Genomic DNA, 22,711 nt, shown 5'->3' on the forward strand with positions numbered 1-22,711 from the left:
GTGGACAATTATGTTGAAAGATAACTTCAAATCCAGTTTTGAGTGAATAATCACTCAGTTATAAAATAAGTGTGGTGTCGATGGCAAGAAGGACACACCTGTAACCATGTCGAACACAGAAGTTAAGCTTCTTAGCGCCGAGGGTAGTGAAGGGTTTCCCTTTGTGAGAGTAGGACGACGCCATGCATATTTTATAATTATCCGGCATAGCTCAGTTGGTAGTAGCGCATGACTGTTAATCATGATGTCGTAGGTTCGAGTCCTACTGCCGGAGTTCTTTTTAAGGAAATAAGGTAATGAATCTGGAGAGTTGTCCGAGCTGGCCTAAGGAGCATGATTGGAAATCATGTAGGCGGTAAAAACTGTCTCAAGGGTTCGAATCCCTTACTCTCCGTTAAAAAGAAGTAACGAAATGGCCCGTTGGTCAAGCGGTTAAGACACCGCCCTTTCACGGCGGTATCACGGGTTCGATTCCCGTACGGGTCATAATTTAATATTTATTATTTTTGGAGGTTTAGCTCAGCTGGGAGAGCACCTGCCTTACAAGCAGGGGGTCGGCGGTTCGATCCCGTCAACCTCCATTAATATCCTATTATATTACAAAGGTTCCGTGGTGTAGGGGTTAACATGCCTGCCTGTCACGCAGGAGATCGCGGGTTCAAATCCCGTCGGGACCGTAATAGGCGCAGTAGCTCAGTTGGTAGAGCAACGGATTGAAGCTCCGTGTGTCGGCAGTTCGATTCTGTCTTGCGCCATTTGGAGGGGTAGCGAAGTGGCTAAACGCGGCGGACTGTAAATCCGCTCCTTCGGGTTCGGCAGTTCGAATCTGCCCCCCTCCATTAACCTTAAGGGGTATAGTTTAGTGGTAGAACTACGGTCTCCAAAACCGTCAGCGTGGGTTCGAGTCCTACTACCCCTGTGTTTCAAAAATATTAATATGGCGGTTGTGGCGAAGTGGTTAACGCACCGGATTGTGGCTCCGGCATTCGTGGGTTCGATTCCCATCAGTCGCCTTTTTTTCTTTTTTTATTGGGCTATAGCCAAGCGGTAAGGCAACGGACTTTGACTCCGTCACTCGTTGGTTCGAATCCAGCTAGCCCAGTTTATTTTGGCGGTATAGCCAAGTGGTAAGGCAGAGGTCTGCAACACCTCTATCATCGGTTCAAATCCGGTTACCGCCTCTAAATTATTTGCCGGTGTGGCGGAATTGGCAGACGCGCTGGACTCAAAATCCTGTGACCGCAAGGTCGTGCCGGTTCGACCCCGGCCATCGGTATACTAACACTAACGTATTTATTACGTTAGTGTTTTTTTGTAAATAAATAGAATAAATGCTTCGTGGCTTATGATACGAAAGTGAGGTGGCTATTTAAAGTTGATAGTAAGGAATAAGCATCATTCTCTTCTGTACTTTCTATATTTTCTTATAATGTTTGTAATGATTATGCTATCTATCAGTCTTTGGACGAGGGGATTACTTTTTTTAATAGGAGTAGTAACTTTGTATGTATTAGTCCCATTTAGAAAATGGCTGGAGTATCTACATAGTTACAGTTTAATAGTTATTATTTCAGGGATTAGTAATCTATTGTTTATTCATTATGGAAGAACGATTCTTTTCGAATGGGGACATTATCGTTTTACATTGGAATCGTTTATTTATGGTATTTCATTCGGTATAATGTTGGCAAGTATGGTAATGTGGTTAGTTATTAGTAGTTTGTTTTTAAAAAGCCAGCAGATTTTATCTTTGTTTAAAGGGATTTCTAACAAGTTAGGGTTAGTATTATCTATGTTAGTTCAGACTATTACTATGTACCAGCAACAGAAAAAGAATATTTCAGAAAGTTATTATACATTAGGGTTAACCTCAAAAAATAAACTGAGTGGGATCAAAAAAGAAGGACTTATACTAGTTACTTTATTTGGCTGGGCTTTAGAGCAATCCATGGTACGATCAGATTCTATGTTAGCTAGAGGTTACGGAGGTTCTAAACGTACCTCTTATTTACTTGAAAAATGGTCTAAAAAGGATTCCTTCTTTCTTATTGTTATTATCATATTAACTTTACTGATTGGTTATTTTAAATCCTTAGGCACGTTTAAAATGATTTATTATCCAAGAGTTAAAGGAGATATACTAACTACTTCTCATTTACTAGGATATATGTTGTTAATTTTATATTCGTTGTTGCCTTTGATAGTAATGATATGGGAGGAGTACAAATGGCGATAATTCAGTGTGAATCATTTAGTTTTACATATAATGATGGAAAAGAAAAAAGTTTAGACAGCATCGACTTAGAAGTGAATGCGGGTGAGATTATATTAATTCAAGGAGAAACAGGAAGTGGAAAGTCTACGTTACTGAAATCCTTCAAGAAAGAATTACTTCCTTTTGGGTCTAAAGAAGGAACTATGATTGTAGATGATTGCCCTGTTGAAGACATGACTCTCAATCAATCTGCTAAAAAAGTCGGTTTTGTTTTTCAAGACCCCTTAAATCAAGTAGTTTGTGATACAGTAGAAGCTGAATTGGCTTTTGGTATGGAAAACATAGGTAAGAGTAAAACAGAAATAAGTGAACGGATCGCTGAGTTAAGTGTCTATTTTGGGATGAGTCATTGGATGACAAGAGAGCTTAGCTGTTTATCTACGGGTGAGTTACAATTGGTTAATTTAGCGAGTATTATTGCTATGGCGCCAGATATTCTTTTACTAGATGAACCTTTGGCTCAACTTGATCCTGTATCAAAAGAACGGTTTTTAAACATCTTATTTAAATTGAATGATGATTTTAATTTAACGATACTCATTGTAGAACATGAGCTTGATTTATTATACGCTCACTGTGATCAAGTGATTGTATTGAAGGAGGGCCAGATAATTGAACAAGGTACACCTAGGAAAGTGGCTGAAGATTGTTGGCAATCTGAAAGAATAAATTATTTACCTATACCGGCTCATATCTTTCATTTACTAGAGGGAAAAGGGGTTGTCCCTATTAATATTAAAGAAGGAATACGCTTTATTAGTAAAGTAGAGGGCTTAGATAAGGTGAGTCATATTGACAAAAAACAAGAGGTTAAAGGAGAGGCACTTAAGATTAGGAATCTGACATTTAGGTATGATAGACAAAGTACTTATATTTTAGAAGAGGTTGATTTGATCTTAAAAGAAGGAGACATACTTTGTCTATTCGGTGCCAACGGTTCAGGAAAAACCACGTTATTGAAAGTAATCATTGGTATTCTAAAAAATAAACAAGGGAAAATTTGGTGGAATCAAGTTAGGATGACTTCAAAGACATTAGAGACCTGCCTAGGAGAAACGATAGGTTATTTACCACAGAATCCGAGTGGGTTACTTTTTTCAGGGACAGTCGCTGAAAATCTTGTAGAAGTTATGACGTATCATAAGGTGCATTTAATCGAACAAAGAATGAGAATGAAGGAATTATTAAGTGAATTGGACTTGAAATATTTAGAACACAGAAAAATAGATACCTTAAGTTATGGTGAAAAGCAGCTTGTAGCATTATCTAAGGTTTTTATATTAAGGCCTCAATTAGTTCTATTAGATGAACCTACTAAGGGGTTAGATAGAAAAAAGAAAGAAACGGTGGAACGTTTTTTAAGAAAAAAAGGAAGTCAAGGAATCACTATGATTATAACTTCCCATGACCCGGACTTTGCTTCTGAGGTTGGGAGCTTATGTACTTTGTTATTCCAACAAAAACTAACCCCATTGCAAACACCCACTCATTTTTTCTCTAAGCATCATTTTTTTACAACAACGGTCAAAAAAGTGGTTCATCAGCGTTTAAAGGATGTTGTAACAATGAGTGATTTAAAAAGGTATTGTATTGGAGAAGGAGACGCTCATGAAGGAAAGAATGACTAAGGTAGCCCTCCTTTTGTTAGGCTTAATATTACTCGTTTGGTTGTATCAAATGGGTTATTATCAGTTAGCTTCTATTTGGATGATATCATTAAGTTTAGGGTTAGGATTAATATCATTCAATCAGTATCAGCACAGTGTCAGAGAACTTATGATTATTGTTGTGATGACAAGTATCGCTGTTGTAGGACGTGTTTCCTTTTTTTTCATACCCTCTGTTAGTCCTATGATACCTATAGTGATGATTACCGGGATTTATTTTGGTAGAAAAGAAGGTTATATTGTTGGAATGTTAGCAGCATTTATGTCGAATTTCTTTTTTACTCAAGGACCTTGGACGCCATTTCAAATGTTTACGACCTCACTTATTGGTTACATTTCTGGGGCTCCATTATGGAAAGAGACCTTAAAAAAGAGCAACATAGGGACAATCATCTTGGCTGTGGTGTCTGGAATTATGTACTCACTATTAATGGATATTTGGACGGTTCTTTCTATTGATGGTTATTTTAATTTAAAAAGATACTTCATAGTACTTGTCCCAGCTATTCCATATATGGTAACCTATAGCATGTCGAACGTTATTTTTATGCTGGTATTAAAAGCTCCATTTGGCGAAAAAATAAAAGAGTTACAACATAAATATAAATTACATTAAAAGGAGAACAACAAATGAAAAAAATGAAATTGAGCCTATTATTGGCATTAAGTATGAGCGTCATGGTTGGTTGTGGTAATAACGATAAGGTTGAAACAGCAACGAGTACAGGGGTTATTATTGAATCTGTCAAAGAGGAAAAAAGTGTAACCTTAGAGATTAAAGAAGATAATAAAGAGATAAAAGAGATAGATGTTCCAGTTAAAGAAGGCGAATTGCTTGGAGATATTATGGCTGATCATTTAGATATCGAAGAAGACAATGGTATGATTACTTCCATTGAAGGACATGAACAAGATGCTAAGGCTCAAAAATATTGGTTATACGAAGTGAATGGAGAGTTTGCCACAGTTGGAGCCAACGACTATAAGGTACAACCAGGGGATGTTATCACTTGGAATTTAGCAGCCTTAGAATTAGAAACATCATCTAGTAAATAACTTAATAAAGTGTGAAATCAGGGTTTATTATACGAAATACTGATCTTATTGCGTATAGTAAAGCCCTGTATCATTGCGAAAAATGAGATAGGACTAAAGTAAATACAACTTTAGACCTATCTTTTTTTACGGCAAATGCTTGATGGAAGTTACTGAAAAAAAGAGTAAAATTTAAATGAAATCAAGACAAGGGAGAGAGTGACATGGAACTTAAAAAAGTTGAAGTGAACGAATCAGTTAAATATTGGGTATCCTTTACAGCAAAAACACTTTTATATACAGGTATTTTATTTGTACTTATTTATTTATATCAATACAGTCATGTAGGTGGAGGTTCCTTTATCTACAATCAATTTTAGGAGGAGCTAATCATGAACCACAATAAAATCATTGAAAGAATCCAAGATATAGCAAACACAGAACCAGAACGTATTGCCTATGACAATGGTCATGAGACGTTGACCTATCTAGAATTAGATCGCTATTCAGATGCAATTGCCTCACATTTAAAAGGAATTTATCCTAACAAATCAGGAATTGTTGTGTACGGTGGTCAAGAAAAAGAAATGATTATTAGCTTTTTGAGCTGTACTAAAGCTGGCCATTACTATATTCCAGTAGACAATCATACACCAAAAGAGAGAGTGCAAATGATTGTAGAAGAGTCTCAAGCAGCAGGTGTTATAAGCATTGCTGAATGGCCTTTTTCTTCTAAGGAAATGATTGATTTAGAGCAGCTACATGGGATTATGACAGAAGAACAGCCTAAATTCCCTGATTGCTATGTATCAGGTGAGGATGTTTATTATACAATTTTTACATCTGGTACTACCGGAAAGCCAAAGGGCGTTCAAATTACTTATAACAACCTCATTAGTTTTACAGATTGGATGCTATCAGATTTCGAATTAAAAGAAGGCCAACGATTCTTGAGTCAAGCTCCTTTTTCTTTTGATTTGTCCGTCATGGACTTATACCCAGGATTATTAAGTAAAGGAACGCTTGTACCAATGGAAAAAGATACGGTAGATAATTTTTCATTGCTTTTTAAAGCATTACCTGAGATGAAATTAAATGTGTGGGTTTCAACCCCATCTTTAGTAGAAATTTGCTTACTTAATCCCGAATTTAGTAGTGATTATCTACCGACACTAGAAAATTTCCAATTTTGTGGGGAAGAATTACCAAGACTTGTAGCCATGAAATTATTGGAACGTTTTCCAGAGGCTGCTATTTACAATACTTATGGTCCAACTGAAGCAACGGTTGCTGTGACCAATGTCAAAATCACACAGGACATTTTAGATACGTATGACCGTCTACCTTTAGGTAAGGTAAAATCTGATACAACGCTTGTGATCGACAAAGGTGAGGATCCAGATGAGTCTATGGGTGAAATTATCATTGTGGGCCCGGGTGTGTCAATTGGTTACTATAATAATCCAGAAAAAACACAAGAAGCCTTTACAACAATTGATGGCAAACCTGCTTACAAAACAGGTGATGCTGGTCTTGTAAAAGAGGGTTATCTGTTTTATAAAGGTCGTTTAGATTTTCAGATTAAATGGCATGGTTACCGAATTGAATTAGGCGACATCGATCATCATTTGAGCATGATACCTGGAGTTAGAAATGCGTGTGTTGTTCCTAAATACAATAAATTTCATAAGGTTCAACAATTAATTGCTTATGTTGTTTGGGAACAGGAAGAGATAGCGGCACAAGATCTAAGTAAGCAATTGAAGTCGGAATTAACGAAAAGTGTGATGGATTATATGGTGCCACAACGCTTTAAGTTTGTTGAGACACTTCCTTTATCAGCTAATGGAAAAGTGGATAGAAAAGCGTTAATAAGTGAGGTTAATGCCTAATGGAATTATTAGCCCAGTGGGTGCCCTTTTTAACCCCTTATGAAAAACCATATTACTTTGTATTACTAGGTATCTTGTTTATTCCGTCCATCTTAGTTTCTTTAAAAGGAAAAAGATTAACCTGGTATCAAAATTTATTAACTGTGTTATTTTTATGGTTGAGCTTTGCGGGACCTAACATTAAGCAAGGCCTATCATTAGTTATTTATGTTTTGTGGCAATCCGCGTTAACAGAACTGTATTTTAGATACCGTCAAAAAGAAAATGCTAGTGGGTGGTTTTACTTATCTGTGTTTTTAAGTTTACTCCCTATGATTATTTTCAAAGTGGCTCCTTTTATGACGGAGCATACAACCTTTGGCTTTTTAGGGTATTCTTATTTAACCTTTAAATCAGTTCAAGTGATCATGGAGATTAGGGATGGTATGATAAAGGATTATCGATTTAGCCATTATATTCAATTCTTACTCTTTTTCCCAACCATTTCTTCAGGTCCTCTAGACAGATACCGTCGTTTTATGAAAGATTTTACGAATCCACCTGAAAAAGAGAAATACTTAGGTATGCTTGGTAAAGGTATTCATTTTATCTTTTTAGGCTTTTTGTATAAATTCATTATTGGTTATGTTTTAGGCAGCCAGTTATTGCCACTTGTTAAAGGGTTTGCTTTATCAGAGAATGGTGTTCTGTTAGGAACCCTTGGTTATATGTACGTTTACAGTATGTATCTATTCTTTGATTTTGCTGGGTACAGTTTGTTCGCTGTTGGAACAAGTTATCTATTAGGTTATGAAACACCAGTAAACTTTAACAAGCCCTTCTCTAGTCCAAACATCAAAGAATTTTGGAATAGATGGCACATGTCCCTATCTTTTTGGTTTAGAGATTATGTTTACATGAGACTGATGTTTACTTTGATGAAGAAAAAAGTTTTCAAGAGTCGCATTGTCGCATCTAATGTTGGGTACTTTGCTTTATTCCTAATTATGGGTGTGTGGCATGGTTTAACCTGGTACTATATTGTTTATGGGCTTTACCACGCGATTCTAATATGTGTCAATGACGCTTGGTTACGCTATAAGAAAAAACACAAAAATCAATTACCTAGCAACAAATGGACTTACGGTTTCTCAGTATTCTTAACCTTTAATGCCGTATGTTTCAGCTTTTTAATCTTTTCAGGCTTTTTAGATGAATTATTCAAATACTTATTCTTAATTTAGGAGATGTCAAATATGGAAATCAAACAAACAATTTTAGAAATTTTAGAAGACTTAACAGGGGTAGATGTATCAGAACAAATGGACTTAGATTTGTATGAAGAAGGCTTATTAGATTCAATGGCTACCGTTCAAATGTTAGTAGAAATAGACGGACAGCTAGGTATTACTGTTCCAGTTTCAGAATATGAGAGAAGTGCCTGGGGAACCCCACAACAAATTATTGATCAAGTAACAGCTATAAAATAATGTCAAAGAAACAACTATTTACTGCTATTGGACCATTTTTAACGGCGTTACTGATTATTGCAGTGGTTATTTACTCCCCATTTAACTGGTTCTCAAAACCAACGGCCGAAGAAATTGAAAAATCAGCCTCATCTATGTCGGTAAATGTGTTAAAAGGAAACGTCATGAAAAATGAAGCTGTTGCTTCAGGAGACTATCTTCCTTTCTTTGGTTCATCAGAATTAAGTCGTTTTGATGCGTACCATCCATCGGTGTTAGCCAAAAAGTATGACCGTGATTACACACCTTTTCTTTTAGGTGCACCAGGAACGCAATCATTGACTCATTTTCAAATGATGAATTCAATGGGAGAAAATCTAAGAGGAAAAAAAGCAGTCTTTATTATTTCTCCTCAATGGTTTGTTAAAGACGGGGTATCAGATCCGATGTTTTCAAACTTTTATTCTCCATTACAGATGAATCAATATTTAATGAATTTAGACAAACCAGATGAGTATGACCAATATTTAGGTAAGCGATTATTGCATTTTAGTAGTATCAAAAAAGACACAGAAATGAAAGCAACATTAAAAGGACTAAAACAAGGTGAAGCACCTACCAAACTGGAACGTAAAAAGGAAGCTTACACTTATCATATGTTGTCTAAACAAGATTACTTATTTAGCCGTTTTAAATTGAAAACGTATAGTGATAAGATTGAGAAGAAAACCAAATATCTTCCAGATGAGTATTCAGTAGAAGAATTGGATAAAAGAGCTTATGCTAGAGGGGTAAAGGCGACAGATAATAATGAATTCCAAATTATTAATCGTTTTTATACAAGTAGAATTGCTCCGATTAAAGGCAATTTAAAGAATTCTCAGGCAGATTTTAATTTTCTAGATTCACCTGAGTACCGCGATTTTCAGTTGGTGCTCAACACGATCAATAAATACGATATGGATGTGTTGTTTGTTATTCCACCGGTGAATGCTTTATGGTCATCGTACACAGGACTATCTACAGATATGTTAGATGCTTTTAGTAAAAAGATAACGTATCAGTTACAATCACAAGGGTTTAACCATATTGCTGATTATACACAGCGCCGAGCAGAACCATACTTTATGGAAGATACTATTCATATTGGCTGGAGAGGTTGGGTTGCCATGGATCAAGATTTACAAGCCTTTTTATCAGAAAAAAATAAACCACATTATCAAATGAAGCCAGAAGAATTCCTTGATAAAGCGTGGGAAAATAAAGAGATGAAGTAGAACTTATATTAAGTTCTGCTTTTTTTGTTGAAAAAAGAATGAAACTATGGTGAATAAGATTGCTTCTACAAATAACTTATGTAAGAATAAGAGTATCTTGAATAGGGAGTGAAAGATCACCAATCATGAAAAAATTACGACGTACCGTTTTATCTGTGGTACTGATCTTATTACTTTTATGTTCAGTCATTATGGGTATTAGTCTAGTTAAAATACAAAAAAATGTAAAACAAGTCATGCAGTGGGAATCTTTAGTGAAAGAAACGACGGCTAAGTACGGCATGGAGGATCATTCAGACCTAGTACTAAGCATCATTTATACAGAGAGTCGAGGGGCTCATGTGGACCTCATGCAGAGCAGTGAAAGTCGTTATGGTATAAGCAACCAAATCACAACCAGCGAAGAAAGCATTGATTCAGGTGTAGAGCATTTATCTCAAGTAATGAAAGAAGCGAGTGAACAAGGCTGTGATAAATGGACAGCGGTTCAGGCGTATAATTACGGGGCTAACTACATTGATTATGTTAAAGGTCATGGTGGTAAACATACATTAGCATTATCAGAAGCGTATTCGAAGGATTATTTAGCCCCCATGCTTGGAAATACAGATAAAGACACTTATTTTTATAAAGCACCTAGAGCCATCTTTTATAATGGCGGTAAGCTTTATAAAAATGGAGGAAACTTGTTTTATGCCGATCACGTTAAATGGCATTTGAAATTGATACAATGGTTTAAATAAAAAAGTGAGGATCCTTTAAGGACCTCACTTTTTTTTATTAGTAGTAACTAGATAGGTAGTAGCCAAAAGCCTCTTTATCCATACCAGGTTCCACACGGACGCGTTTTAAGGCATATAACCCATCTGAAGCACTGGCTAAACCAGGTTCTGTTGTTAAAGCCATCTGATAGCCTGTTTCCTCTGCAATGCGTTCCACTCTTTCATCGTATCGTCCTGCGGGGTAGCAAAGGACAGAGATGGTCTTATCTAGTTCCGATTCCAACCATTCTTTAGATTCTTTCAGTTCACTTGTTATTTGTTCATCTGACAGAGTGTTTAAATCAAGATGAGAAACGGTATGACTTTCGATGGATACCTCAGAACTTCTGTCCATTTCTTTCATATTGTCCAAACTAAAATAAGAATCAGATCCAAGTTTGGAAGTAATGTAATTGATGGTAGCATGAGATATTAGTTCTTTTAATATGGGAAATCCTTCCGTGTAATTATTTAAATACCCATCGTCAAGAGTGACCCAAACGATTTTCTCAGCAGGTTTTTTGTTTTCTGTTAAAACTAAGTAAGCTTCTTCAGGGGTTAACATGTAGTAGTCCTCTTCTTTTAACCAGGCCAAATGTTCTTTGAATTCATGTGGTGGTACTTTTAATGTATTGCCTTCACTTTCTGTCAGACTATGATACATCAGAATAGGGAACTTGATCTCGTCTTCAGAGGTCAACCAATGGGAGGTATCAATGTCTTGTGCTTCAATTGACAGGTCTGTACTAGTATTGGTTGTTTGAGTTTCTTGTACGTGTTCTGAGACAAGGGAGATGTCTGTTGTTGGTGTGTTTGGACTTTTTTGTAAGAAATAATATCCTAAAGCAATTGCTTCAACGAATAGGACAATAAATAAAGCCCATAGCCATTTATTTTTCATTGTTTCACTCCTTAATAATAGTCAAATGATACCAAATTTTTATGACTTTCACAATGCTAAGATGGGTCATAAATTGTCCGAGATTTTAAAATATGATATAGTGATTGGGTATGGAAAAGACAGAAGAAACATAAAATAAAGGCTAGGAGTGTTAATTTGAAACAATCACAATATGAGTGGCAGGTCACTCCAGAGGCGACAGAAGCAGCGGTGCTTCTTTCTTTTTTAGAAGAATTACATCTAGATAGTCATCTAGCTCCATTACTTTGGGAGAGACAAGTGAGAACCAAAGAGGAGTTACACGCTTTTTTTAGCCCATCATTGTCCTCTTTACATGACCCTTACTTGCTATATGATATGGAAAAAACAATTCAACGGATTCAATCTGCTGTAGAAAATAATGAAACCATCCTAATATATGGGGATTATGATGCGGATGGGATTACGAGTACTACGGTAATGAAAGAAGCCATTGAATTGATTGGTGGTAATGTTTCTTATTATCTTCCTAATCGTTTTGAAGATGGCTATGGGCCTAATATTGATAAATATCGTTATTTTATTGAAGAAGAACAGGTTCAATTGATTGTGACTGTGGATAACGGTGTGAGTGGACATGAGGCCATTGCTTATGCTAAAGAAAAAGGCATTGATGTTATTGTAACAGATCACCATGAGATGCCAGATACGTTACCAGAAGCTTTCAGTATTATCCATCCACGTCATCCTATGGGGAATTATCCTTTTGGTGATTTAGCCGGTGTGGGGGTAGCGTTTAAGGTAGCAACGGCTTTATTAGGAGATATTCCTGTAGAAAGTCTAGATTTAGTTGCGATTGGGACGATTGCTGATTTGGTATCGTTGACGAATGAAAATAGAACGCTCGTTAAAATGGGCTTAGATATTATGAAGCAGACGGAACGAGTGGGTCTATTAGCGCTAGCATCAGTCTCAAAAGCCGATTTAACCAAAGCAAGTTCTGAATTGATTGGCTTCACCTTGGCTCCTCGTTTGAATGCCATTGGCCGGTTAGGTGACGCAAGCCCTGGTGTGGAATTATTGTCTACTTTTGATGAAGAAGAAGCAGATACGTTAGCTATATTCATCCAACAACAAAACACAGAACGACAAAAAATCGTTAAAGAGATTACGAATGAAGCTTTGGAGATGGTGAGGGAATTAGAGACTCATCCTATTCAAATTTTGATAAAAGAGGGCTGGCATGAAGGCGTATTAGGAATTGTTGCAAGTCGTATTGTTAAAGAAACGAATAAACCAACCCTTGTTCTGACGTCTCAAAAAGATACAGGTATGGTCAAAGGATCAGGCCGTAGCATTAAATCCGTTGATTTATTCCAATTACTAAGTACAGTTAAAGAAGAATTGACGTCATTTGGTGGTCATCACATGGCAGCAGGACTGTCTTTTGAAGAGAGTAAGTTAGCACCTATTCAATCTTTATTAGATCAGGAACTTGTGAATAGAGGACTAACAGAAGAACAAAAAGAAGTGATTGCTATTGATGGTGTGTTGGAAATAGCAGATATTAACGTTCCTTTTATAGAAACTTTAGGGAAATTAGATCCTTTTGGAACAGATAACCCAGTCCCTCATTTTGTTATCCAAAATGTTACTGCAAAAAACATGAAACGGATAGGTGCTGATAATACGCATCTTAAAGGACAATTAGCAACAAAGGATAGTTCTTTGGATTGTATTGCTTTTGGACAAGGGGCACAGATTAGTGAGTTTGAGAGCGCTAAGGAGTTTAGTGTGATGGGCCAGTTGTCTGTGAACGAATGGAATGGGAACAAAAAACCTCAATTGATGTTAGAAGATTATCAAATTAGTGACCTCCAATGTTTTGATTTTAGAGGAAAACACATGGATGATATGTTAGAAGTAGCTCAACACTCTGCTTTTGTTGTTTTTAATGAGAATAATCTAAAACAAGCATTACCAGAGACGTCGTCTGTTTTTCATGTGAAACAATTAATCGAAGAAGGTTATGCTAAAATTAATGAGTATCAAGATATTGTGATTGTAGACTATCCAAATACGGAAGAAGAAGGGTATAATGTCTTTAAAGAGCTATCAAGCTCTAGGTATTACTTTATGGGACAAGCCAAAGAAGAATTGTATTTAACTGGTATGCCAGGAAGAGATGACTTTGGTAAGCTATTTAAACTGATTGCTAAGCAAACTCAAATTGATATTCGATACAAGTTAACGGATATTTCACAATTTTTAAAAATTAAAAAAAATACGTTAATTTTTATGATAAAAGTGTTTTTTGAGTTAGGATTTGTTACAATAGAGGATGGCTTAATGAGTAAAGTTGAGAGTCCCATAACAACACCATTAACCAAGAGTCATGAGTACCAATTGTATTTAAAAAGAATAGAAATGGAAAAATTGTTTGTCTATAGTGATATAAGACAAGTCGAACAATGGGTTTTACAACAGGAGGAAAGCAGATGAATTTAAAAGATTATATTGCAAGCATTCCAGATTATCCAGCTGAAGGTGTCGTATTTAGAGACATTTCACCTTTAATGGGTGACGGAGCAGCCTATCAAGAAGCAACACGCCAAATTGTTGAATACGCTAAAGAACGTGGTGCTGAAATGGTCGTTGGACCAGAAGCACGCGGTTTTATTATCGGATGTCCTGTGGCATACGAACTAGGTATTGGTTTTGCCCCAGCCCGTAAAAAAGGCAAACTACCAAGAGAAACGATTGAAGTTGATTATGCGCTAGAGTACGGAACAGCGAGTTTAACTTTACATAAAGATGCCATCCAACCAGGGCAAAAAGTCATTATTTGTGATGATTTATTAGCAACAGGAGGTACGATTGCTGCAACGATTGAATTAGTTGAGCAATTAGGCGGAGAAGTCGTAGGATGTGCCTTTTTAGTTGAACTAATGGACCTTAAAGGTCGTAACAAAATTGAAGGTTATGACATCAGAGCATTGATGGAATTTTAATTAAAAAAGAAGATAACGGCAGTCTAGCCTAGTTATCTTCTTTTTTTTCTCTTTTTCTTTTTTATAGCAGTTGGATGACTTGCCTCTAAGTAATCATGTAATCGATATTCGTCTGAAGGTTCTTCTAATATCATGACTTTAGCAGATTGAGAGTATAAATTGGTTTTGATGTCTGGTAATCTCAGTTTAAAACGATGGTTCCATTTAAATAGTTTAAACATTCTTTTAAGTGCTTTTTGACGTTGTGCGAGAGTCCGACCTTTTTCAAAAAACTGTCGAATGGCTCGTTTGCACACACGATACTGACAAATATAAATAGGGTAATCAAGAATCACGACAAGGTCTGCTTCTCTAAAACTTTGTTTTGTCCATTGACTTACTTGGACCCCTTCAACAATCCAATGATCCAATTCCTTCAGTCGGTGATTTAACTCATGAAACCGTTGCTCTTTGTTTTTTATTTTGAGATAATCATCCAAAGAAATACCTTGAATTTGGTAAATTTCTTGTAATTTAATGGCAAGGGATGTTTTACCGCTGCCAGCGTACCCGATAATTCTAATTTTCATGACAGTCAGTCTCCAATTTAGTCTCTATTTGTTAAGCGTACAATAAACAAGAAGATATTACAAGGTGAGATACTATTGCCTACTGGAAAAGGCATTAAGTACGGTTTGAGTTAATATTTTAGGTGCTTGGTTTTTACCTAGATTACCAAGAGCCACTTCTCGCCAAATGGAATAAATTAAATCATAAATAGCAGAAACCATCCAATCAAAGGGAAGCTCTGTTCCAAATAAGTGAATATCAATTAATCGTTGCACCAGTTCGGAGAGATGGACAAGGGCAGAGTTAGAATCTTGGTTAATTCCTGGAATATCTTCGTCAAAAAATAGCACTTCTAAGAAGAAAATATTACTACCTAAAGGAATCAATCTGGAAAAAAAATCTTCTAAATCTTCTTGAGTCGTTATGTCATGGATTGGAAATTGAATTAATTGTTCGTCCAGTTCGTTAATAGTCTTAGTTGCAATATCAATCATGAGTTGGTGTCTGGTCTTGAAGTAGCGATGCAAAGTGGCAATACCAATGTTGGCATGTTGTGCGATATCGTTCAAGGTGGCGGTTGGTTTCATCGCTAATAGCTCTGTTGCAGCCACGAGAATATCGTCTTTCTTAGACTGTTTGTGGTTAATAATTGTTATTTCCTCCTAAAAAACAGTGATAGCCAATTATATCACTAGAGATGTATTCTATCAATTGAAGAGTCATTTGTTAGACTCAGTTGACAAAAGACATTAAACACGGTATCCTATTATTTGTAATTCTATCAGCCGCCTTAGCTCAGTAGGTAGAGCGTTTGCATGGTAAGCAAAAGGTCAGCAGTTCGATCCTGCTAGGTGGCTTAAAAAGTATGTAATCTTTTTAGATTAGATACTTTTTTTGTATTAAAAAAAGACTTAACCCAGTGGTTAAATCTTTTAAAGTTGGTTATAGTTTTTTGACAAATTCAGATTTTAATTTCATAGGACCAAAACCATCGATTTTACAATCAATATCATGATCTCCTTCTACAAGACGGATCCCTTTCACTTTGGTACCTTGTTTAATCGGGTTACTTGCACCTTTGACTTTAAGATCTTTAATGACTGTGACACTATCACCATCTTGTAATAGGTTACCGTTAGAATCTTTTACAACTAGCCCAGTTTCTTCAGCCGTTTCTTCTGAACCTGTCCATTCATGGGCACACTCAGGACAAACGAACATATTGCGGTCCTCGTAAGTATATTCTGAGGCACATTGAGGGCAATTAGGTAATGATGACATATAATTAATCTCCTTTAAAAATAGTTGATACACTTAGTTTACCTTAAAGATTATAAAATAGGAAGCTAATTTAAAGAGGAGAACACAGAAAAGTCATAAAGACCGGTTAAGATTAAGTAATAGGTGTTTTGATTTTTTTAATAATCATGTATAATGATAAGAGCTTATGGAAAAAATAGATAAAGGAGGACCTTTTTTTGACTGAACGAAACAATGACATTCCTCGTGAAGATGAAGGGTTTGAGTCCGATACATTGGAACATAACCAGGACGATACGACAGAGAAGACAATGGAAGAGCCTGTGAAGCCAACAGGAAGTCGGAGTAAAAAATATGACACTCGTAAAAAAGAAAATAACATGGTCCGAAAAATAGTATTGATTATTACGTCAGCTTTAGTGGTGACATTAGTGATTGCAGGTATTTCGTTTTATAACTTTTTTAAATCAAGCCTAAAACCATTAGATCCCAAAAATACTGATTTAGTTCAAGTGGAAATTCCAATAGGAAGTAATAGTAAGAACATCGGGCAAATTTTAGAAAAAGACAAAGTAATCAAAAGTGGCTTAGTGTTTTCATATTATGTGAAAATGAATAATATCACTGATTTCCAAGCCGGTTTTTATCAAATGGCCCCAAGTATGACTTTGGATGAGATTACAAAGAATCTTCAAGAAGGTGGAACGGATGAACCAGAAGCCTTAGCAGATGCTAAAATAACCATACCAGAGGGTTACACAGTCGAACAAATTGCTGATCTTATGGAAAAGAACACAGATTTGAAGAAAAAAGATTTTATGGATGTTATGGAAGATGACGCTTTCTTCAATGAAATGGTTGAAAAATATCCAGACCTACTAACAAGCGCTAAAGAAGCAAAAGAGGTGCGTTACCGTTTAGAAGGTTATTTATATCCTGCAACGTATAATTATTATAAAGATGTGCCATTAACTAACATAGTAGAGCAAATGATTGCCAAAACAAACCAAGTGATGACACCTTTGTATGAACCATTAAAAGAGAAAAAATTAACGGTACAAGAAGCGTTAACATTGGCATCTTTAGTTGAAAAAGAAGGCGTAAGCCAAAGTGATCGTCAACAGATTGCACAAGTCTTTTTCAATCGTATAGCAATAGATATGCCTCTACAATCAGACATTGCTGTCCTTTATGCAATGAACGAACACAAAGTCATGTTATCAGAAGCAGACACATTAATCGATTCTCCTTACAATTTATATGTGCACCCAGGCACAGGACCTGGCCCATTTAATAATCCAGGAGAAGAATCTGTAATGGCCGTGTTAAACCCACAAGCGAATGACAATATTTATTTCTTAGCAGATGTGGATACTGGAAAAGTCTATTATGCAAAAGACTACGAGGAACATCTAAGATTGAAAGAAAAATACATAGATGATAAACAATAAATAAATATATGTTTTAAATCTATGATAAAAATATCAGAAAGATAGTTTACTTTTTAAGAGTAACATGTTAATCTTTGAGATATGTTAAAGTATGAGGCTTTTCCAGTACTAACTGGGAAAGCTATCATTTTTTTAAACAAGACTATTAAAGAGTTTTAAGGAGAAGTGAATTCAAGATGGAAAAAGTTTATCCAATGACTTTAGAAGGTAAAGAAAAGCTTGAAGCTGAATTAGAAGAATTAAAAACTGTCAAACGTAAAGAAATTGTTGAACGTATAAAAATAGCGAGAAGCTTTGGCGATTTGTCAGAGAACTCTGAGTATGAATCAGCTAAAGATGAGCAAGCTTTCGTTGAGGGACGTATTACAACTTTAGAAACAATGATTCGTTTTGCAGAAATTATTGATAGCAATAACTCAGCAAAAGATGAAGTGTCTATCGGTAAAACAGTAACCTTTGCTGAATTACCAGATGGTGAAGATGAAGAATATACTATCGTAGGGAGTGCAGAAGCAGACCCATTTTCAGGTAAAATTTCAAATGATTCACCAATTGCTAAAGCGTTACTAGGAAAAAAATTAAATGATGTAGTAACGATTACTACACCAGGTGGTAACATGGAAGTAAAAATTCAAAAAATTTCTTAAAGTTATGCTCATCGCATAGCTTTTTCTTTTCATCTAGGTCTAAAGACCTAGTTAAGATTCCATCTTATGTGGTTTTATTTTTAAAGGCGACATAAGTTATACTAAAGGTAAATAATCCCTAAAAAAGTAAGGAGCGAATAATATGCAAAGCTCATGGCGATTTTTTATTGTAGTAGAAGCGTTACTATTCATATGGGCGATTTATCAATTAATTGATAACGTTCCTATTTTGATGTTTTTGGTTTTTTCCATTATTAATTTAATTTATGTGATGAAAAAGAAACGAAAAAGTTCATTTAACCAATTTCAGAAGATTGCTAGTTTAGTTGTACTCACTTTATGTTTATTAAGTAGTCCAGCTGTCTGGTTAATGTTAGTGATTGGTGTTCTGTTTATTGGTCTAAAAGGGGTGGAAGTATCAGGCATCAGTTTGTTTGAAAGTGCACCTTGGCGTAAAAAACAAATGGTCATGGTAAAAACCACGTCAAGTGAGCCTAAAGCGGGGCGAAGATTTAAACGTCAGTGGATTGGTAGCCAAAGATTTGGCAGTAATACATACGAATGGAATGATATTAACATGGCCATTATTTCAGGAGATACTATTATTGATTTAGGAAACACCTTATTACCTAAAGATGATAATGTGGTCATTATTCGTAAAGGGTTTGGTCGAACACGATTACTTGTTCCTACAGGGATAGGTGTTATGTTAGAACATTCTACCATGGTGGGTCAGGTATCATTTGAAAATGAAAGCTATCAGTTAAAAAATGAATCCATCAAATTATATAGTCAGGATTACGATGATGCTACGAGACGACTTAAAGTAATCACAAACACTTTATTTGGTGATGTTGAGGTGATTCAAATATGATGTCAAAGATGGGACGACCTCTCTTATTTTTATACACCTTTATTTTGACCTTTATGGTTCTAATCCTCACCTTATATAGTTATTTTTATGCTAAAAATCAAAAGCGTTGGATGTCAGAATTACTTACAACGCGAATGTTTCATATTCCCATCATCATTTACGTTGTGATTATCGCTTTAACAGTGAGTGGGATAGCGATTGGCATTATGTATGTTATTAATAAACGAACTTACGGGCACTTGGAAGAGCAGCTTCACTTAGTTGCTTCTGGTAGTTATGATCATCCCGATTTAAAACCGCGGATGGAAGACCCTAATAGTTTGATGACAATCCCAGAAATTGAATTAGACGTCTACAAAATTAACGAAAAAATGATACAATTGTCAAAGGAAGTACAGGAACTTAATAGCTACCCGCAATTGGTAGAAGGAGAATCCAAAGAAGAATTAATCAAACAAGAGCGTCAAAGAATTGCCCGAGAATTGCATGACTCTGTTAGTCAGCAATTGTTTGCTGCAACGATGATGTTATCAACGTTAAATGAGACACTTGTTGAGATGGACATACCTGAACTTATTGAAAGACAAGTTACGGTTATATCGGATATAATAAATACATCTCAATCAGAAATGAGAGCATTGTTACTTCATTTGAGACCCATTAACTTAGAAGAAAAGAGTTTGAAACAAGGCATCGAAATGTTGTTGAATGAATTACAAACGAAAATCAATATCGATTTGGTTTGGGAAGTTGAAGACATTACAGTGGCAAGTTCTATTGAAGACCATTTGTTTAGGATTGTTCAAGAACTATTATCAAATACACTAAGACATGCCAAAGCTAATACTTTAGAAGTGTATTTAAAGCGTATTGACCAATCAGTCTTACTTAGAGTTGTAGACGATGGTAAGGGGTTTGATATGAGCCAAGAAAAAGTAGGAAGTTATGGTCTAAATAATATTCGTGAACGTGCTGCTGGTATGGGTGGAACGTGTCGTATTATTAGCTTTAAAGGACAAGGAACAAGTATCGAAATTAAAGTACCTGTGCTAGGGGAGTGTAGTGAATCATGATTAAAGTATTATTAATTGATGACCATGAAATGGTTAGGTTAGGTGTATCGTCATACCTGTCGATACAACCAGATATTGAAGTGGTTGGAGAAGCTGAAGACGGTCTAGAAGGTTATGAAAAAGCCTTGGCGCTTCGACCGGATGTGATTCTGATGGATTTAGTAATGGATGTTATGGATGGGATAGAGTCTACTAAAAAAATATTATTAGAATGGCCAGAAGCAAGAATTGTTATTGTTACTAGTTTTATTGACGATGAAAAAGTGTATCCTGCCATCGAAGCAGGGGCAGCGGGTTATTTATTAAAAACATCTTCTGCTAAAGACATTGCCAATGCCGTTCGATCGGCTCATCAGGGCAACAAGGTATTAGAACCTGAAGTGACGAACAAGATGATGGAGAGGTTATCTAAACCTAAAGAACATATTCTACATGAAGACTTAACAAACCGAGAAAAAGAGATCTTATTACTGATTTCTGAAGGAAAAAGCAATCAAGAAATAGCAGACGAATTATTCATCACATTAAAAACCGTGAAAACCCATGTGTCTAACATCTTATCTAAATTAGATGTGGAAGATCGAACACAAGCTGCAATTTATGCATTCAAACATGGTATTGTTAAATAGATTATAAGGATAGGGAGACTAAGTTAAAATGAGAAAGTCATTTGCAGTAATTGGTTTAGGACGTTTTGGTGGAAGTGTTTGCCGAACGTTAATTGAATCAGATCAGGAAGTATTAGCGATAGATAGTTGCGAAGATCGTGTCAACGAGTACATGAACATAGCTACTCACGCTGTTGTAGCGAACGCCCAAGATGAGGCAACGTTACGTTCTTTAGGGTTACGCAATTTTGATCATGTCATTGTGGCTATTGGAGAGGACATTCAAGCGAGTATATTAGTAACGTTAATGGCTCGTGAGATGGGCGTTCCAAGAATTACTGCAAAAGCTCAAAATGAATACCATGCTCGCGTGTTAGATAAGGTAGGAGCAGATATGGTAGTCCATCCTGAAAGAGACATGGGAATTCGTTTAGGTCATAAGTTAACGTCTAATAATATGTTAGACTTTATTGAATTATCGGAAGATTATTCATTGGCTGAAGTCATGGTAACCAATAAAAAATTCTACAATAAAACCATTGAAGAAGTCAATTTCCGTCAAAATTATAATTTAACAATTGTTGCGATTCGCAGAGGAAAAAAAGAATTAATCATTTCCCCACCTGCAGGACAATTGATTATTGAAGGCGATATTTTGCTTGTGGTTGGAGATAATCAAGATGTGGATTATTTAGATGATAAGATGAATGTTTAAAGCAATGAGCAAATTTCTCATTGCTTTTTTTATTAGTATGTTACAATAACCATGATTTGCGAATAAGGGTGGAGGAAAAAAGATGGAATTAACTGTGACAGAGAAAGCTCAAGCATGGTTTGAGAATGAATTAGAATTATCAAAAGGGGATAGTTTACGTATTTTCGGTAAATACGGTGGTGCTACTAACGTACATGTTGGTATGTCAACAGGAATTGAAATAACTGGACCTAACAAACCAATGATTGAAAAAGAATTAAATGGCATAACTTATTTCATCGAACAGACAGATGAATGGTTTTTCGGTAACTATCATTTGAATGTAGACATAGATGATAAATTAAAAGAACCAACATATACTTATCAATAAAAAATGAGTAAGCCTAAGGCTTACTCATTTTTTTTAGGTCGTTTTGGTTTTGGAAAAACATTAAGGTACACAATCAATGTTAGAGCAATATTAATTGAACTAACAGGGAAAGTAGGGAAAATAAATTGTAAAATAGTAGTAAAGATAGTTGGTAAGACTGCTGCAAAGACCATAATCTTAAACACATCTTTCAAACGTAGACCAACCATTCTAAATTTACTAAAAATATTAGCAAAAAAGGATAAGAGAAGGAGATCAATCAAAAGGTTAAGAAAGAGCATAATCATTGAACTGATAACCACGATTAGAAAAACAACCACATTGTTTTTACCTTCGAAAATATCTACCATAACAGTGTTGTTTAAGTGTTGTAATTGGGGTGTGCTGTAAGGTAATACAAAGGTATTATTATCAAATACATCTGTTGTACTATTAAATGTTGGAAGTGACAGGATTAATTCATCTGACATTAATGCCACAATCATGGCATTACCAACAGAATCACTTTCAACATCTTGTTTGTTTCGTTTCCCATCTGGATCAAAGGTGAAAATCATAGAATCCGTTTGGAAGATAAAACCTGTGTCTTTTTCTTTTGTGACAAGGTGCCCTTCTTGAATTGAGAATTCTGGTAATTTTTGAATAATTTGGTCCCCGTCATTTTTGATAGAGTTTACAATATTCATTGCTTGGTAAACAACGGGCAAACTCAGAATAAAAGAGAGAAACAACATTAGTAAGAATATCTTACCACCCTTTTTCTGACGGGCCTCTAGTAAGCTTGAAGGCGTCTTAATGGACGCTTTGATTATTTTATATGTATTCATAGGCACTCCTTTAAAATATAGCATTTCAGTTTATTCTAGCGTTTTTTTGAACATAAAACAAGCAAAGCCTGTTTTAAATGAGAGACTAAGT

The 22,711-nt window shown here is 35.7% G+C and carries 24 protein-coding genes, 13 tRNA genes and 1 rRNA gene; 33 read left to right on the forward strand and 5 right to left on the reverse strand.

The genetic code is table 11. From position 1 onward, the window contains the following. The first annotated feature begins 70 nt into the window (after positions 1-70). From rrf to ACVWM0_RS03320, 23 genes are all read left to right on the forward strand, one after another. A 5S ribosomal RNA gene (gene rrf / locus ACVWM0_RS03210) occupies positions 71-186 on the forward strand. A gap of 14 nt (positions 187-200) precedes the next feature. Continuing rightward, positions 201-274: transfer RNA gene (locus tag ACVWM0_RS03215), tRNA-Asn, on the forward strand. A gap of 30 nt (positions 275-304) precedes the next feature. Beyond that, a tRNA-Ser gene (locus tag ACVWM0_RS03220) sits at positions 305-394 on the forward strand. Positions 395-414: 20 nt separating this feature from the next. After that, positions 415-486, forward strand: a tRNA-Glu gene (locus tag ACVWM0_RS03225). Positions 487-508: 22 nt separating this feature from the next. Continuing rightward, positions 509-581, forward strand: a tRNA-Val gene (locus ACVWM0_RS03230). 23 nt (positions 582-604) lie between these two features. After that, positions 605-677, forward strand: a tRNA-Asp gene (locus tag ACVWM0_RS03235). Positions 678-682: 5 nt separating this feature from the next. Further along, positions 683-755: transfer RNA gene (locus ACVWM0_RS03240), tRNA-Phe, on the forward strand. A 3-nt stretch (positions 756-758) separates the two neighbouring features. Further along, positions 759-839: transfer RNA gene (locus ACVWM0_RS03245), tRNA-Tyr, on the forward strand. Positions 840-848: 9 nt separating this feature from the next. Beyond that, positions 849-919, forward strand: a tRNA-Trp gene (locus tag ACVWM0_RS03250). Between the two features lie 21 nt (positions 920-940). Further along, positions 941-1,013, forward strand: a tRNA-His gene (locus tag ACVWM0_RS03255). Positions 1,014-1,030: 17 nt separating this feature from the next. Next, a tRNA-Gln gene (locus tag ACVWM0_RS03260) sits at positions 1,031-1,102 on the forward strand. Positions 1,103-1,110: 8 nt separating this feature from the next. Next, positions 1,111-1,181: transfer RNA gene (locus tag ACVWM0_RS03265), tRNA-Cys, on the forward strand. 11 nt (positions 1,182-1,192) lie between these two features. Further along, positions 1,193-1,276, forward strand: a tRNA-Leu gene (locus ACVWM0_RS03270). Between the two features lie 225 nt (positions 1,277-1,501). Continuing rightward, positions 1,502-2,236 carry an energy-coupling factor transporter transmembrane component T family protein gene (locus tag ACVWM0_RS03275; protein ID WP_476473203.1) on the forward strand — a complete coding sequence of 245 codons (735 nt, stop codon included), beginning with the start codon at positions 1,502-1,504 and terminating at the stop codon, positions 2,234-2,236. Continuing rightward, a complete protein-coding gene (locus ACVWM0_RS03280; protein ID WP_476473204.1) occupies positions 2,227-3,903 on the forward strand; it encodes an ABC transporter ATP-binding protein in 1,677 nt (558 codons plus the stop codon). The genes ACVWM0_RS03275 and ACVWM0_RS03280 overlap by 10 nt, the downstream gene beginning before the upstream one ends. Next, positions 3,884-4,558, forward strand: coding sequence for an ECF transporter S component (locus tag ACVWM0_RS03285; protein ID WP_476473205.1), 675 nt, complete (start codon positions 3,884-3,886; stop codon positions 4,556-4,558). The genes ACVWM0_RS03280 and ACVWM0_RS03285 overlap by 20 nt, the downstream gene beginning before the upstream one ends. A 14-nt stretch (positions 4,559-4,572) precedes the next feature. After that, complete coding sequence (locus tag ACVWM0_RS03290; protein WP_476473206.1) at positions 4,573-4,998, forward strand: DUF4430 domain-containing protein; 426 nt, start codon at positions 4,573-4,575, stop codon at positions 4,996-4,998. A gap of 203 nt (positions 4,999-5,201) precedes the next feature. Next, positions 5,202-5,357: a teichoic acid D-Ala incorporation-associated protein DltX gene (locus ACVWM0_RS03295; protein ID WP_476473207.1), complete on the forward strand. Its 156-nt coding sequence runs from the start codon at positions 5,202-5,204 to the stop codon at positions 5,355-5,357. 12 nt (positions 5,358-5,369) lie between these two features. Beyond that, positions 5,370-6,869 carry a D-alanine--poly(phosphoribitol) ligase subunit DltA gene (dltA, locus tag ACVWM0_RS03300; protein WP_476473208.1) on the forward strand — a complete coding sequence of 500 codons (1,500 nt, stop codon included), beginning with the start codon at positions 5,370-5,372 and terminating at the stop codon, positions 6,867-6,869. Further along, positions 6,869-8,092 (forward strand): D-alanyl-lipoteichoic acid biosynthesis protein DltB, encoded by a 1,224-nt coding sequence (gene dltB, locus ACVWM0_RS03305; RefSeq protein ID WP_476473209.1) that lies wholly within the window; start codon positions 6,869-6,871, stop codon positions 8,090-8,092. Before dltA ends, dltB begins: the two co-directional genes overlap by 1 nt. A gap of 12 nt (positions 8,093-8,104) precedes the next feature. Beyond that, positions 8,105-8,338 carry a D-alanine--poly(phosphoribitol) ligase subunit DltC gene (gene dltC, locus ACVWM0_RS03310; protein ID WP_476473210.1) on the forward strand — a complete coding sequence of 78 codons (234 nt, stop codon included), beginning with the start codon at positions 8,105-8,107 and terminating at the stop codon, positions 8,336-8,338. After that, positions 8,338-9,594 carry a D-alanyl-lipoteichoic acid biosynthesis protein DltD gene (dltD, locus tag ACVWM0_RS03315; protein ID WP_476473211.1) on the forward strand — a complete coding sequence of 419 codons (1,257 nt, stop codon included), beginning with the start codon at positions 8,338-8,340 and terminating at the stop codon, positions 9,592-9,594. Before dltC ends, dltD begins: the two co-directional genes overlap by 1 nt. A 125-nt stretch (positions 9,595-9,719) precedes the next feature. After that, positions 9,720-10,337 (forward strand): lysozyme family protein, encoded by a 618-nt coding sequence (locus ACVWM0_RS03320; protein ID WP_476473212.1) that lies wholly within the window; start codon positions 9,720-9,722, stop codon positions 10,335-10,337. 37 nt (positions 10,338-10,374) lie between these two features. Here the strand turns inward: ACVWM0_RS03320 and ACVWM0_RS03325 are convergent, their stop codons facing one another. Beyond that, complete coding sequence (locus ACVWM0_RS03325) at positions 10,375-11,256, reverse strand: polysaccharide deacetylase family protein (RefSeq protein ID WP_476473213.1); 882 nt, start codon at positions 11,254-11,256, stop codon at positions 10,375-10,377. A gap of 156 nt (positions 11,257-11,412) precedes the next feature. Here ACVWM0_RS03325 and recJ point away from each other — a divergent pair, with 156 nt between their 5' ends. Beyond that, positions 11,413-13,737: a single-stranded-DNA-specific exonuclease RecJ gene (gene recJ / locus ACVWM0_RS03330; RefSeq protein ID WP_476473214.1), complete on the forward strand. Its 2,325-nt coding sequence runs from the start codon at positions 11,413-11,415 to the stop codon at positions 13,735-13,737. After that, positions 13,734-14,246 carry an adenine phosphoribosyltransferase gene (locus tag ACVWM0_RS03335; protein ID WP_476473215.1) on the forward strand — a complete coding sequence of 171 codons (513 nt, stop codon included), beginning with the start codon at positions 13,734-13,736 and terminating at the stop codon, positions 14,244-14,246. Before recJ ends, ACVWM0_RS03335 begins: the two co-directional genes overlap by 4 nt. 32 nt (positions 14,247-14,278) lie before the next feature. Here ACVWM0_RS03335 and ACVWM0_RS03340 read toward each other — a convergent pair whose 3' ends face one another. After that, a complete protein-coding gene (locus tag ACVWM0_RS03340) occupies positions 14,279-14,815 on the reverse strand; it encodes a P-loop NTPase family protein (protein WP_476473216.1) in 537 nt (178 codons plus the stop codon). A 72-nt stretch (positions 14,816-14,887) separates the two neighbouring features. Further along, positions 14,888-15,406 carry a TetR/AcrR family transcriptional regulator gene (locus ACVWM0_RS03345; RefSeq protein ID WP_476473217.1) on the reverse strand — a complete coding sequence of 173 codons (519 nt, stop codon included), beginning with the start codon at positions 15,404-15,406 and terminating at the stop codon, positions 14,888-14,890. A 173-nt stretch (positions 15,407-15,579) separates the two neighbouring features. Between ACVWM0_RS03345 and ACVWM0_RS03350 the strand changes: the two genes are divergently transcribed. Further along, a tRNA-Thr gene (locus ACVWM0_RS03350) sits at positions 15,580-15,652 on the forward strand. A gap of 85 nt (positions 15,653-15,737) precedes the next feature. Here the strand turns inward: ACVWM0_RS03350 and ACVWM0_RS03355 are convergent. Continuing rightward, positions 15,738-16,076, reverse strand: coding sequence for a zinc ribbon domain-containing protein YjdM (locus ACVWM0_RS03355; RefSeq protein ID WP_476473218.1), 339 nt, complete (start codon positions 16,074-16,076; stop codon positions 15,738-15,740). Between the two features lie 197 nt (positions 16,077-16,273). Here ACVWM0_RS03355 and mltG point away from each other — a divergent pair, with 197 nt between their 5' ends. The 7 genes from mltG to ACVWM0_RS03390 all read left to right on the forward strand — a co-directional run bounded on the left by mltG (position 16,274) and on the right by ACVWM0_RS03390 (position 21,793). Continuing rightward, the gene (mltG, locus tag ACVWM0_RS03360) at positions 16,274-17,506 is read left to right on the forward strand and encodes an endolytic transglycosylase MltG (RefSeq protein ID WP_476473219.1); all 1,233 of its coding nucleotides are present in this window, start codon (positions 16,274-16,276) and stop codon (positions 17,504-17,506) included. 176 nt (positions 17,507-17,682) lie between these two features. Then, positions 17,683-18,153 carry a transcription elongation factor GreA gene (greA, locus tag ACVWM0_RS03365; RefSeq protein ID WP_476473220.1) on the forward strand — a complete coding sequence of 157 codons (471 nt, stop codon included), beginning with the start codon at positions 17,683-17,685 and terminating at the stop codon, positions 18,151-18,153. A gap of 142 nt (positions 18,154-18,295) precedes the next feature. Then, positions 18,296-19,027 carry a cell wall-active antibiotics response protein LiaF gene (liaF, locus tag ACVWM0_RS03370; protein ID WP_476473221.1) on the forward strand — a complete coding sequence of 244 codons (732 nt, stop codon included), beginning with the start codon at positions 18,296-18,298 and terminating at the stop codon, positions 19,025-19,027. Continuing rightward, positions 19,024-20,100, forward strand: coding sequence for a sensor histidine kinase (locus ACVWM0_RS03375; RefSeq protein ID WP_476473222.1), 1,077 nt, complete (start codon positions 19,024-19,026; stop codon positions 20,098-20,100). The genes liaF and ACVWM0_RS03375 overlap by 4 nt, the downstream gene beginning before the upstream one ends. After that, entirely contained in the window at positions 20,097-20,729 is a 633-nt protein-coding gene (locus ACVWM0_RS03380) for a response regulator (protein WP_476473223.1), read from the forward strand. The genes ACVWM0_RS03375 and ACVWM0_RS03380 overlap by 4 nt, the downstream gene beginning before the upstream one ends. A gap of 28 nt (positions 20,730-20,757) precedes the next feature. Continuing rightward, entirely contained in the window at positions 20,758-21,423 is a 666-nt protein-coding gene (locus tag ACVWM0_RS03385) for a potassium channel family protein (protein WP_476473224.1), read from the forward strand. Between the two features lie 82 nt (positions 21,424-21,505). Further along, positions 21,506-21,793 (forward strand): HesB/YadR/YfhF family protein, encoded by a 288-nt coding sequence (locus ACVWM0_RS03390; RefSeq protein ID WP_476473225.1) that lies wholly within the window; start codon positions 21,506-21,508, stop codon positions 21,791-21,793. A gap of 20 nt (positions 21,794-21,813) precedes the next feature. On the opposite strand, the gene ACVWM0_RS03395 is transcribed toward ACVWM0_RS03390, so the two are convergent. After that, positions 21,814-22,620 carry a DUF1189 domain-containing protein gene (locus tag ACVWM0_RS03395; protein WP_476473226.1) on the reverse strand — a complete coding sequence of 269 codons (807 nt, stop codon included), beginning with the start codon at positions 22,618-22,620 and terminating at the stop codon, positions 21,814-21,816. Positions 22,621-22,711: the final 91 nt, after the last annotated feature.

It is taken from the genome of Vagococcus sp. 211, from assembly GCF_056322705.1.

Bases quoted from the DNA above. Each gene is read 5' to 3' on its own strand.
- ACVWM0_RS03395 (WP_476473226.1), bottom strand. From the start codon at position 22,620: ATGAATACATATAAAATAATCAAAGCGTCCATTAAGACGCCTTCAAGC.
- ACVWM0_RS03325 (WP_476473213.1), bottom strand. From the start codon at position 11,256: ATGAAAAATAAATGGCTATGGGCTTTATTTATTGTCCTATTCGTTGAA.
- ACVWM0_RS03375 (WP_476473222.1), top strand. From the start codon at position 19,024: ATGATGTCAAAGATGGGACGACCTCTCTTATTTTTATACACCTTTATT.
- dltA (WP_476473208.1), top strand. From the start codon at position 5,370: ATGAACCACAATAAAATCATTGAAAGAATCCAAGATATAGCAAACACA.
- ACVWM0_RS03335 (WP_476473215.1), top strand. From the start codon at position 13,734: ATGAATTTAAAAGATTATATTGCAAGCATTCCAGATTATCCAGCTGAA.
- ACVWM0_RS03295 (WP_476473207.1), top strand. From the start codon at position 5,202: ATGGAACTTAAAAAAGTTGAAGTGAACGAATCAGTTAAATATTGGGTA.
- ACVWM0_RS03390 (WP_476473225.1), top strand. From the start codon at position 21,506: ATGGAATTAACTGTGACAGAGAAAGCTCAAGCATGGTTTGAGAATGAA.
- ACVWM0_RS03290 (WP_476473206.1), top strand. From the start codon at position 4,573: ATGAAAAAAATGAAATTGAGCCTATTATTGGCATTAAGTATGAGCGTC.
- ACVWM0_RS03285 (WP_476473205.1), top strand. From the start codon at position 3,884: ATGAAGGAAAGAATGACTAAGGTAGCCCTCCTTTTGTTAGGCTTAATA.
- ACVWM0_RS03280 (WP_476473204.1), top strand. From the start codon at position 2,227: ATGGCGATAATTCAGTGTGAATCATTTAGTTTTACATATAATGATGGA.
- ACVWM0_RS03320 (WP_476473212.1), top strand. From the start codon at position 9,720: ATGAAAAAATTACGACGTACCGTTTTATCTGTGGTACTGATCTTATTA.
- dltB (WP_476473209.1), top strand. From the start codon at position 6,869: ATGGAATTATTAGCCCAGTGGGTGCCCTTTTTAACCCCTTATGAAAAA.
- dltD (WP_476473211.1), top strand. From the start codon at position 8,338: ATGTCAAAGAAACAACTATTTACTGCTATTGGACCATTTTTAACGGCG.
- ACVWM0_RS03385 (WP_476473224.1), top strand. From the start codon at position 20,758: ATGAGAAAGTCATTTGCAGTAATTGGTTTAGGACGTTTTGGTGGAAGT.
- liaF (WP_476473221.1), top strand. From the start codon at position 18,296: ATGCAAAGCTCATGGCGATTTTTTATTGTAGTAGAAGCGTTACTATTC.
- dltC (WP_476473210.1), top strand. From the start codon at position 8,105: ATGGAAATCAAACAAACAATTTTAGAAATTTTAGAAGACTTAACAGGG.
- ACVWM0_RS03355 (WP_476473218.1), bottom strand. From the start codon at position 16,076: ATGTCATCATTACCTAATTGCCCTCAATGTGCCTCAGAATATACTTAC.
- ACVWM0_RS03380 (WP_476473223.1), top strand. From the start codon at position 20,097: ATGATTAAAGTATTATTAATTGATGACCATGAAATGGTTAGGTTAGGT.
- ACVWM0_RS03340 (WP_476473216.1), bottom strand. From the start codon at position 14,815: ATGAAAATTAGAATTATCGGGTACGCTGGCAGCGGTAAAACATCCCTT.
- greA (WP_476473220.1), top strand. From the start codon at position 17,683: ATGGAAAAAGTTTATCCAATGACTTTAGAAGGTAAAGAAAAGCTTGAA.